Annotated in this window: 7 protein-coding genes; all 7 read right to left on the minus strand. The window is 51.8% G+C overall.

Features of this window, described 5'->3' with window-relative positions:
- Nucleotides 1-41: 41 nt before the first annotated feature.
- Nucleotides 42-545, minus strand: coding sequence for a hypothetical protein (locus FJ147_24075; GenBank protein ID MBM4258965.1), 504 nt, complete (start codon nt 543-545; stop codon nt 42-44).
- A 7-nt stretch (nt 546-552) separates the two neighbouring features.
- Nucleotides 553-3,651 (minus strand): hypothetical protein, encoded by a 3,099-nt coding sequence (locus tag FJ147_24080; GenBank protein MBM4258966.1) that lies wholly within the window; start codon nt 3,649-3,651, stop codon nt 553-555.
- 301 nt (nt 3,652-3,952) lie between these two features.
- Nucleotides 3,953-7,105, minus strand: coding sequence for a helicase (locus FJ147_24085; GenBank protein ID MBM4258967.1), 3,153 nt, complete (start codon nt 7,103-7,105; stop codon nt 3,953-3,955).
- A gap of 94 nt (nt 7,106-7,199) precedes the next feature.
- Nucleotides 7,200-7,484 carry a HigA family addiction module antidote protein gene (locus tag FJ147_24090; protein ID MBM4258968.1) on the minus strand — a complete coding sequence of 95 codons (285 nt, stop codon included), beginning with the start codon at nt 7,482-7,484 and terminating at the stop codon, nt 7,200-7,202.
- Between the two features lie 31 nt (nt 7,485-7,515).
- A complete protein-coding gene (locus FJ147_24095; protein MBM4258969.1) occupies nt 7,516-8,538 on the minus strand; it encodes a dipeptide ABC transporter ATP-binding protein in 1,023 nt (340 codons plus the stop codon).
- A 113-nt stretch (nt 8,539-8,651) separates the two neighbouring features.
- Nucleotides 8,652-9,623, minus strand: a complete 972-nt coding sequence (locus FJ147_24100) for an ABC transporter ATP-binding protein (protein MBM4258970.1) — start codon at nt 9,621-9,623, stop codon at nt 8,652-8,654.
- Nucleotides 9,624-9,625: 2 nt separating this feature from the next.
- Complete coding sequence (locus FJ147_24105) at nt 9,626-10,594, minus strand: ABC transporter permease (GenBank protein MBM4258971.1); 969 nt, start codon at nt 10,592-10,594, stop codon at nt 9,626-9,628.
- Nucleotides 10,595-10,788 lie beyond the last annotated feature (194 nt).

Here is a 10,788-nt window from a genome sequence, read left to right on the forward strand (position 1 = left end):
GTCGCCCGCGTTCATCCAGCTCTTCGACCAGACTTCGATACTTAGACCGAAGCCAGCACACAATGGTCTCGTCTCTCATCCCTGCTCTTGTGCAGAGGCTCTCCACTCCGGTCAATCACTATTGCGGTAAGTTGTTTCCTGCCACCGCCTAAGGCGAGCTTGTCGCAAATTACGGCATGGAATCGCAGCGTCTTCCCAGCGGAACGAAGAAGATTGAAGACGCGATATCGAACCTCCGGTAGGTCGTCCTTCGCATGGAACAGCAATGCAGTTTTTTCCCGTTCGGGACGAAAGGATTCGACTCCAGCAAAGTAGGGGTCTGCGAGCAATTCCTGCCGCAGATCGGTGAGCGCCTTTGCAAGAGAGACAGGCTCCTCCACCTCCAGTTTGCCGATGATGAAGAAACGTGAGCAGCCAGGCGTATCGACGATGGGCTTACCGGAACGATGAAAAAGCGTGGGATCTCCGGCTTCGTCAACGAACAGCCACTGCACTTCAAGTGAGCTTAGCTCTGGTGGTGGAGCGTTGTCGAATAAGTCACTCACGGTTAACTCATCTCAACGGCCAGCCGCCGTGTTTGTCGATTACTTCGTCAATCTCCCGCATGAGTCGAATTGTTTCTGCAAGAGCGACAACGATTTTGTGGTAGTGGGTGATGTCATCCTTCGAGATGATGCGGCCTTTACGGTCCTTCAGCCATTTCTCGCAAACCTGATAGCCGCCGATGCGGAAGTTCCAGACATCCTCTGGCACACCAACAAAGCCCGTGGTTTGCGCCTTATCGAGCCACACGGTGTCATCAGACCATGAGACTTTTTCGACTTCGGGTTTTTCGCTCCCAACAAACTTCGTAAGGTGTTTATTGAGTTTAGGCGATTCCATCAGATGCAGGGACCCAAGTTCACCGCCGAGGTGGGCCAACTCGCGGAAAAGGTCAACGCTCGACGTCAACGGCAGCCGTGGGAAATCGATCTTTAGAAACTCCGCGTAGCGACGCCGGTAGTCAGGACTGTGAAACACCGCGTAGGCGTAGTGGAAAATGTCTTCGGGTGTCAGACTAGCGGGAAAACCAAAATCACCTTTTGTCTTAACACCAAGCTTTTGCGCCCATGAAAGCAATACCTTCGAATTGAAATTGGGCCTAAGTCCATTCCCAGAAAGCTCCGCTTGTCGAGAATCCCGATCGTCTGCGAGGTAGAGTGGGAAAACTGTGCAGCTTCGCGAAGACTCGGCGGTCTTCATTTCGACGAGAAACTTCGAGACGAACACTGCATCGAAAACGCCAGTGGCTTGGATGCGGGCGGTAAGTAGGGCGACATTGCGATGCAGCATGTGGCGGAGCGTTGGATACTTGGAATCGCCCTTTTCGATTATCGCTGGGTTGTAATAAATCCAACGGTGGTCAAATGGCCGGTAAGTGAGGCGCTGGATGAAGTTTGGAACCTCGTCCGCCTTGATTTTGGATTGAGCGACTGTGAGTTTCCAATGAGGGGTATCGGCGATGCCATAGCGCTTTCGCAAGAGGTCTAAATTACGCTCAGAGGCAATGTCAGCCATTCGGGCGATCAACGTCTTCTTGTCGTAATCAATGACAATGCCGTCCCGATGGGTTTTCACCCCGCACGAGTTGACAGCCATAAAATCGTCAAGCGACGGACAATCTTGGTACTCGATCAAGTTTGAATCATTGAATGGAACCAAGAAATACCGTGGGTCGCTGGGACGTATGTCGGTCCATTTCCGATGCGAGATTGGGTGCAGCGCTAGGTCATCGTATTTCTCGTTTCGGTTGCCCCAAAGATCACTGTGGCGAACTGCATTGGCCGAATTTTTGGCCACGGAGCAAAACCCAATGGAGACAGCAACGCCCTGCTGAATGTCGAAGACGTTTTCATTGCTTTTTCCCGCTGGACTTTGTTCGCCGATGTTCGAGTCGCCGTGGAGATCGAGGAGGAACATTGAATTGAACTGGCTGAGCAGCTCCTTCCGAACCCCACGGTGAATTACACCTTTCAGATATCCATGGTTGGTAATCATTCCCCAAACACCGCAGTTCGGCGCTTCCAATAAGTGCTGACTGAGGCGGATGAATTTTAGATAGTCATCTGCGAGAGCCACTAGACCTTGCTCGCCGCGAACGTGCTTCTTGTAGTCGGCCATTAGCGCATCAATGAACGGGTTGAAGTTGGCGCTGGTTACTGAATACGGCGGGTTCCCAATGACCACGGTAAAGCGTTTGTACCATTTGACTTCATTGACGGCAGCGGCTTCGTGGGCCAGGGCGTCGAAGCCAATTTGTGGGAGCTGCTTTACTTTTGGCTCTAGTGCGTTGGTGAGATAGATGTGTGCACGTTCTTTGCTGCCAAAGCGGTAGCCGGTCTCGGCGAGCTTGAGGCCAATCTTAATATGTGCGATGGCATAGGGAGCCATCATTAGCTCATAGCCGTACAGGCGCGGAAGAAGGTGTTCCGGTACATAGGCGTTCCACGCAGCATGTTGCTGTGCTGTGGTAAGCCCTTGGCTATTCCATTTTGCAGTAAGAGTGCGGTGAATAACGTCAATAACTTCAACGAGGAAAGTGGCGGTACCGGTGGCCGGATCGAGAACTTGGACGAAAGGTTCATCAGGGTTAATAGTGCGCTTTTCTCCAGGTTCGTCGGTGAGGAGTGGAAGTTTCAAATCAGGATGACGCTTGAGCATTTCACTCCAAGTGATGATAGGGGCGAGACCGTCTTCGAGACCGAACTCAGTTTGCAGGAGTTCGTGGACACTGCGGACGATATAAGAGACGACGGGTTGCGGCGTGTAGAAAACGCCGCGTTCAACTTTGCGCTTCTTGTCGTATTGCTTAAGGAAGTCTTCGTAGAAGTGAATGACCGGATCTTCCCCGCGGCGGAGGTCGCCGAAATTGCGCAGCACGGCGTTCAAGTTCGTATCAGGGCTGTTCAGCACTCCGATGACTTCCTGAATACCTAACTCGTCGAAGTCGAGCTTGCCTCGTCGTCCGCCGACCGTGAGAAACGTGGATAGCATCTCTCGCAGGAAGGGATTCGTAGGTGGCACTACGTCGACCAAGTGTTCAGCAAGAACTACAACCTCAGCGTCGGGCGTGGTGCGGGAAACGGCTGCGGAAAACAGCCCATAGGTAATTGTCTGAGCGTACATGTCGGCGAAGTCGTCTTCGTCCAGGTCGTGGATCAGGGACTCCTGAAATGCGGTGTAGAGCTTTCGTAACTGGCCCTGCTCTGTTTCGATGTCGAGTACCTGTTTTGCCTTCTGACGAATCGACTGGGCAAGTACAGCTAACCGGACAGCAAGGTCCCGAGCTGTAGAAATTACCTCGCGAGGTCGCAATGTGAACGCGGACGACCACTGCCGACGCCAAGCTTCCAGATCTTTGGTGTCGTCTGGCCAGCGTAGCCACTGGTGTAACTGATGGTTAACATGCTGGAGATTGAGGTGCGTGTCGAGTTCATCCCAGCCGAGGACTTTGAGGGTAGGGAGATCGCGGCTATTCGCTCCTTCTGAAAAATGCGCAAGTGTGATCTGACGGTCGCCTTCTTCGCCGAACGCCGAAATGAAAAGCAGGTCGTGCTTGTCCCACGCTGTGCGTTCCGATTTGTTGGCCGAGTCGCGTTTCCGTACGACCAAATTGCCGAGAATCTTACGCAGAGCAACAATAGGCAGTCGTTTAGGTTTGAAATCGATAAAGAAAATAGCCCAGGTTGATTCATCACCAAAGGCCGAAGCTGTTTGATCTTGCTATCACCGATCTTTTTAGTGTACTCCTCCTTCAAGCCAAGTTCCTCAGGTTCGTATTCGAAAGTGAGGTCATCGCAATAATCAGTGTCAATTGGCCATTCGAGTTCATCATGCAGGTATTTGACGAGTGACGGAAAAGTCTTGATAGAGCGAAGACGTGCGAGATCGACAGTGCTCACAACAGCCCCCTTTAGCTGAGTTCCATCCATGCTCGAAGAATCGGTTTCACCCCAATCGGAGCCTGGACCTGCTTCAGGTACGTGTTCTTGATGTGCTTCTCCAATTTTGCCCGGATGTCAGACAGTGTCTCGTTCGGCATGTCGTGTTTACGCGGTGTCTCTGGCGTGCTGCGAATCAAGCCAATAACCTCTGTTGGTTCATCGGCAATCTTGCCGGTCGCAAGATCATAGAGATACCACTTCACGCTGCCAGCTTCTTCGGTCCACACGCTTGCGTCGGCTCGCTCTTCGTCTTGCACTCTGGCTCCCGGAGCGGGAAGCGCGAAACAAAAGAACACGGCTTGCGTGTTTGCGGCAGGATGAGGTTTACCACTGAACACTCGTCCTGGAAGTGCATCGAGTCTCGCTGGCAAGTCTGGGTAGTCGTTCAAGAGTTGCTGGTATTCCAAGTGCATATCCTCGGACGGTGAAGTTGTGCCCTCGTAAGCTTCGATGAAGTCTTTCAATGCTTCATAATCATCCTGAGGCGAGAGGAGTTTCTTTCCTTCGATGCCGAAGGTTTTGGAAATACGTAATGTCTTATGTGAGACCCGCTGGTACAGTCTCAGTAACTCATCGAGTTCGTCTGGCGGTAAAAAGTTCCAGTATGCAACTCGACCTCGTAAGGGTTTTTGATCAGGATGATCAGCAAGAATCCGGGCTTCGATTTCCGGGTTCATCCTTCGGTCCACACGACCAATCCGTTGCATCAGGCGGACAGGGTTCCAATGTAACTCATAGTTAATAAGCCGAGTAGCGTCCTGCAGATTCAACCCTTCCGAAAGCACATCTGTCGAGATGAGGACACGGGTTTCAGCCAGTCCTTCCTCCGCAAGCAGGGTGCTCGATGTTCCGTTATAATACGGGGCAAATTGACGAATGATGTCCCCCCGGTCTCGGTTCACCTGGCTGTCAACTTCATCAATGCCAGTGATACTAGCGTTTATTAATTGCTGTTTGAGGTAACGCGCAGTGTCCATGAATTCGGTGAAGATCAGAACCTTATGCTTTTTGAGAACTGGATCGGTTTTCAGTAGTTTGATGAGCGCCTTAAGTTTGTCGTCGTGCGATGGCTTGAACTTCTTCAGCTCGTCGAGGAATTCTGCCAATTGATCAAGGTCCAGGAAAGTTTCCGCAAGGATTTCCTCGACCTTGAACTCGTTACGGTTGAGCGCCTCTATGGATTCGAGTAGTTCCTCGGGGATGACATCTTCTTCGTCCCACTCTCCTTCAACTTCTCGGAATTCACTCTGTTTTTCTCGGACATAGTCGATCACTTCCTTGTGTTGACGAGTCCAACGGTCCAATCGCTGCTTTTCAGCCTCGGTCTGACTATGCTTAGTGACCCAAGCCAGGAGCTTGAGGAGGAGCGCCTGGCAAGACATATCGAACGACTGCGCTGAGCTTTCAAATCGCTTCAAGAATTGTGTGCGGATGAGGCCGACTACCTCTCGTTGCCGTCCTTCTTCCAAAGGGTTAATCGATGAGTCCGAGCCCTTGTAATACGCAAGCGGATAGTAGATCGCCAGAGAAAATAACGGCTTTTCCTTCGAGAACGCGGCTTCCAACATCGATAGGAGCCGACCGTAGGTCCTTTTGACTGAGTATTCAGCGACCTTGGGATCTTCGCGTTGAGGGAACATCGCGAGGGAACCACCATGTTGTAGTTGACTCTTTTTCACGTAAGCGCGACTGCGCTGAACGACTAAGGAGCGGAAAAGCGCGTCATTCACCAGCACCTGCTCGGCCTCGGCAAGATTGATTTCTACCCCGTTCAGTGAATGATTTTGCTGGAAGATAAGTCGCTCCAATTCTTTCTCCATCTTACGGAAATGGCCGGGTAGCGAATGAATGCCTAAAGGAGCGTCCTTGAAATAGTCAGCCTGACGCCGGGAGAATAGTTCCATCATATGCTGAAGGTCGGTCAGGCGGTTGTTCACCGGAGTAGCAGTCAACAGGAACATCGCCTTTCCTTCGGCGATGTCATACAGTTGCCAGTAGCGGGATTGTCGCTCTCCTGCTTCCCCGCGCACGCCGGTATTACGAAAATGGTGCGCTTCATCGATGACAATGACGTCCGCCATCTCTCGGATGCGTTCGAGCCGGTCAGGGAACTCTCCGCCACGCAGAAGATCGGTGTGATTGAAAACGACCACGTTGCTAAAGTCACCAAAAAGGTGAGGCAGGTATCTCCGCAACTCTTTTTCCCACACAGGCTTACGCGCCCCTTTGGGAACGAAGAGCGCAACACGTTTGCGATCATATGCAACGAGCCGCTCTATCAGCATTAAGCCGACGAAGGTCTTACCAAGTCCCACACCATCGCAGAGAAACGCCCCATTGTAGCGGTTCGCAATTTTCATCAGGGCGTGGTAACCCTCTCGTTGATACTGATCAAGGATTGGATAGATTTTGGAGCCGCCATGCTGCTCCCATTCGCTTGCCGTCAGCTCATGGCCACGGAAGAATTCATGGAGCGCTTTAGCGTACACCTCGAAGGGTGAATATTCACGGGTATGACGCTCTATCGTGCGGAGGATATCCGGGGTAACGTCTTCTGCTTCACCCCAATGATCTTCGTACCATTCTTGCAGAACGTTCACAGGTTGTCCTGTGATCTGCACATTGAGTTCTATATTCTCGGTGAGACCCGGACAGGTAAAGTTAGACGATCCTACGAGTGCGCTAGAGCCTATGACCTCAAGTCGAGCGTGCGTAATGTACGCTTTGGCGTGAAACTTGTCTTTACGATAGACCCGGCACTGAATCTTCCCGGAGCGGATAGCCTCGACAATAGCAGGCACCCCAACAAGGAAATCATTCTTTTGTTTTTCTAGTTCCAGACTAGAGTCAAGGCGGTTTGTCACCTTTGTGAGGCCAGCGACGAAAGTATTCTTGGTTCGAAGAGAAACCTCGTCGCCCATCAAGATCCGAATGTTATCGACTTTCTGCCATTCCTCTTTGAGCGCAAGGAGGGACCCAACTTCAAAATAGCCAGTTGCTATATCAATCGATTTGGAAAGCTGACACCAGTCATGAAGATAGCGAACCACCTTCCAGTCTTCATCGCTATTATCAACAATGAAAAGTTCACTCCCAGTTTTATGACTGACGCGTTTTGGCACGGGTATATACTCCCCCTATAGTAGTGACACTATCTCATCAACTCGTGCACTATGTACGCGCTATCATATCATGTCCGGTTCCTCTCGGTTAATCTCATGACGCTGTGCGCTTGAGCCTTTTTACTACCGGACGTCCACGTTGTTGACTCTGCCACAGGTCATAGTCTATTTGCATCCGTAGCCAGGATTTGGGGCTACCTCCCAACCACATCGCCAGTCGGATAGCCATGTCCGCCGATATTCCGGCCCGGCCATTGAGCAAGCGTGATAACTGCACACGCGATATGCCGAGCTGTCGCACGGCATCTGTTACCGAGATTCCTCCGCCCTCGAATACTCCGTCCTTGAGCACTTCACCTGGATGGGGTGGGTTGAACATGCGTCTCATAATCGCCTCACTGGGGAGGACTTTACACCTCAGTGTTTGCAGTTTCACTATACAAATGACACCACACCGTATGAGTTTCTTTCTCCTCGCCTGTTTGCGTTGCTTGCGGCATGACGGTTTTGCATGTTTCCATCACGCGCGGACAGCGGGTATGGAAGGGACACCCGGTTGGTGGATTCAGGGCAGAAGGAACGTCACCGGTGAGCACTTGCCGTTTCGTGCGGATAGTTGGATCGGGGACAGGATTCGCGGACATGAGCGCAACAGTGTACGGATGCTGGGGATTACGAAACAGTTTATCGACAGGAGCGATCTCGACGATCTTGCCGAGATACATGACCGCAACGCGGTCGGCGATATGCTCGACAACGTTGAGATCATGCGAAACAAACAAATACGACAAGCCAAACTCTTGTTGCAGGTCTTCTAGCAAGTTCAAAATTTGCGCTTGAATTGAGACATCCAAGGCGGACACCGGCTCATCACAGACAATAAATTGTGGATTCAAGGCCAAAGCCCGTGCGATGCCAATGCGCTGCCGCTGCCCACCAGAAAATTCATGCGGGTACCGCGAGGCATAACTGGAAGATAGTCCGACGCGCTCCAGGAGGCTATGGACTTGACGATCAAGGTTTGTGCCATTGGCGAGACCGTGGACTCGCAACGGCTCGCCAATAATCGCGCCGACCGTCATACGGGGATTGAGTGAACTGTAGGGGTCTTGGAAGATCATCTGCATATGGCGGCGCTTTTGTCGAAGCTGCGCGGTACCCATCTTCAAGACATCTTCGCCAGCAAAGTGCACCTCACCACTCGTCGGTTCAATCAGACGCAGGATCGAACGTCCAACAGTCGTCTTGCCGCAACCAGATTCACCAACCAAGGCTAACGTCTCCCCTGACTGAACAATAAAAGACACGTCATCAACTGCTTTGACCCAGCCAGAAATACGCGAGAAGACACCGCTGCGTACTGGGAAGTGTTTTTTGAGGTTCCGCACTTGAACTAGGGGTTGGGGGTTAGGGGTTGGGGGTTGGTTTGCCATTGTATGTAACGATTCCTATAAGCCTTGTTTGGCGACTTTGATACCAGTGTCCTAGACATCAAAGAGTTTTTCAGTTCCCTTCTCGCTAATCCTCAACCCCTAACCCCTACCCCCTATTCATACAGCCAGCACTCCACCGCGTGTCCGTTCTCGATCGGTTTCAAGGTCGGTTGACGGTTAATGCAAAAATCGAGTGCCTGTGGGCAGCGGGGAGCAAAAGCACAGCCAGTCGGGTAAACCAGAGGCGATGGGACAGTCCCTGGGATGGATGCTAATCGTTCAGCACGATGCCCTGGGCGCGGTAAGGCGTGAAGCAGTGCTTTCGTATACGGATGAAGCGGATTCTTAAATAATGTTCGCACGTCTGCTTGTTCGACCGTCTTGCCCGCGTACATTACCTGCACATCGTTGGCGAATTGCGCTACGACCCCGAGGTTGTGTGTGATTAGGAGAATCGCCATTTGCATTTCTTCTTGTAACGACTGTAACAGCTCAAGAATCTGCGCTTGAATAGTCACGTCGAGTGCTGTCGTCGGCTCGTCGGCTATAAGGAGATCTGGTTGACATGCCAATGCCATAGCGATCATGACCCGCTGTTTCATTCCACCCGACAGTTCGTGTGGATACTGTTCAATACGCTGTGCAGGAGAAGGAATGCCAACTTTTTCCAGTAAACGTAGCACTTCGAGATGTACCTCACGCTCTGCTAGCTGCCGATGAGTTTGCAGCACCTCACCAATCTGATCACCAACCGTAAATACCGGGTTGAGCGAGGTCATCGGTTCTTGGAAAATCATGCTGATCGATTTGCCGCGAATGGTGCGTAATTCAGGCTCGGTAAGTGTTGCCAGGTCACGCCCTTTGAATTGCATCTGCCCATGCACAATCCGTCCTGGAGGGCTGATCAAGCGCATGATCGCGAGGGCAACGGTCGATTTGCCACAGCCAGATTCGCCGACCAAAGCCAATGTTTGTCCGGCAGCAAGGCTGAGACTGACATCTCTGACGGCTGGCACTTCGCCCTTGTCAGTGAAGAAAGAGACTGACAGGTTGTGAATATCTAACAGCGACTCATTCCCTGGCACGGTTATCGCCTCCGCAGCTTGGGGTTGAGCGCTTCTCGCAGCCCTTCGCCCACCAGATTGAATGCTAATACTACGATGAGAATGGCAAAGCCTGGAATGAAGAACAGCCACGGCGCATCAAAGATAAAATCCTTCCCATCCGAGAGAATATTTCCCCAGGTGGCGTACGGAGGGCGAACCCCAAATCCCAGGAAGCTCAGTCCTGATTCAGTGAGAATCGCTGAAGCGACGCCGATCGTTGCCGACACGAGAACCGGCGCGATAGCGTTTGGCACCATATGACGAAAGATAATGCGTCGTTCTGGTAGACCAAGGGCTTGGGCAGCAACGACAAAATCTTGCTCGCGCAAAGCGAGGAACTCAGCACGCACGAGGCGAGCGGTTCCCATCCAACTGGTGAGACCGATCACAATCATGATGTTGTAAATACTCGGCGGTAAAAGTGCGACAACCGTGAGAATCAGGAAAAATGTGGGAAAGCACAACATGATGTCGGTGAAGCGCATGATTAATGTATCAACTGAAATCACTCCCAGTTTTATGTTGCCGTAAAAACCCGCGAGTCCACCTAAAGAGATACCAATCAACATCGAAAGCCCAACAGCGATAAAGCCGATTGAGAGCGAGACGAACGAGCCTTGCAGGATGCGCGCAAACACATCGCGGCCAAGCTCATCAGTTCCCAATAAGTAGAGACCGAACATGGGACGATCAGCAACCGGAATTTGTGCCGAAGCCGCAGTCAGTGGCGCTTGGAACTTATCGGGTAAACGAACAGTTGCGGGATCAAATACCACCATCCATTCGGTCAGCGCTTTCCCAGCCAGGGCAGCAATCAGCAAAAGACCCAGCACGATCAAGCCTGCCATTGCCAGGTGATCTTTCCGAAAGATACGCCAGAACTCTTGCCACGGAGTTTCTGACACTGGAAGGTCGATGGGTTCGACTGTGGTGGTAGTAACGTTGACCATAATGAGACAGGACTTACGCTTTGGACCTTAACAAGCCGTGACATGAGGGTTTTGTAGTTCAGCGCGAAGGTAATGACTAAACAAACTCTCCCGCACGGCATACAGGGTCTGGCCCAGTTCTTGAGCTTTCACTTTCAAGGATACCCACGCATGATAACAACATGCTAAGTGATTGCGCTGTGCCCGCGCCGCCC

Source organism: Deltaproteobacteria bacterium, assembly GCA_016874775.1.
In the GTDB taxonomy this organism is placed as follows: Bacteria; Desulfobacterota; Binatia; order Bin18; family Bin18; genus VGTJ01.

What these genes read in the sequence shown, in the direction of transcription:
- FJ147_24090 (MBM4258968.1), bottom strand. Translation starts at nt 7,484, where the DNA reads ATGTTCAACCCACCCCATCCAGGTGAAGTGCTCAAGGACGGAGTATTC.
- FJ147_24095 (MBM4258969.1), bottom strand. Translation starts at nt 8,538, where the DNA reads ATGGCAAACCAACCCCCAACCCCTAACCCCCAACCCCTAGTTCAAGTG.
- FJ147_24105 (MBM4258971.1), bottom strand. Translation starts at nt 10,594, where the DNA reads ATGGTCAACGTTACTACCACCACAGTCGAACCCATCGACCTTCCAGTG.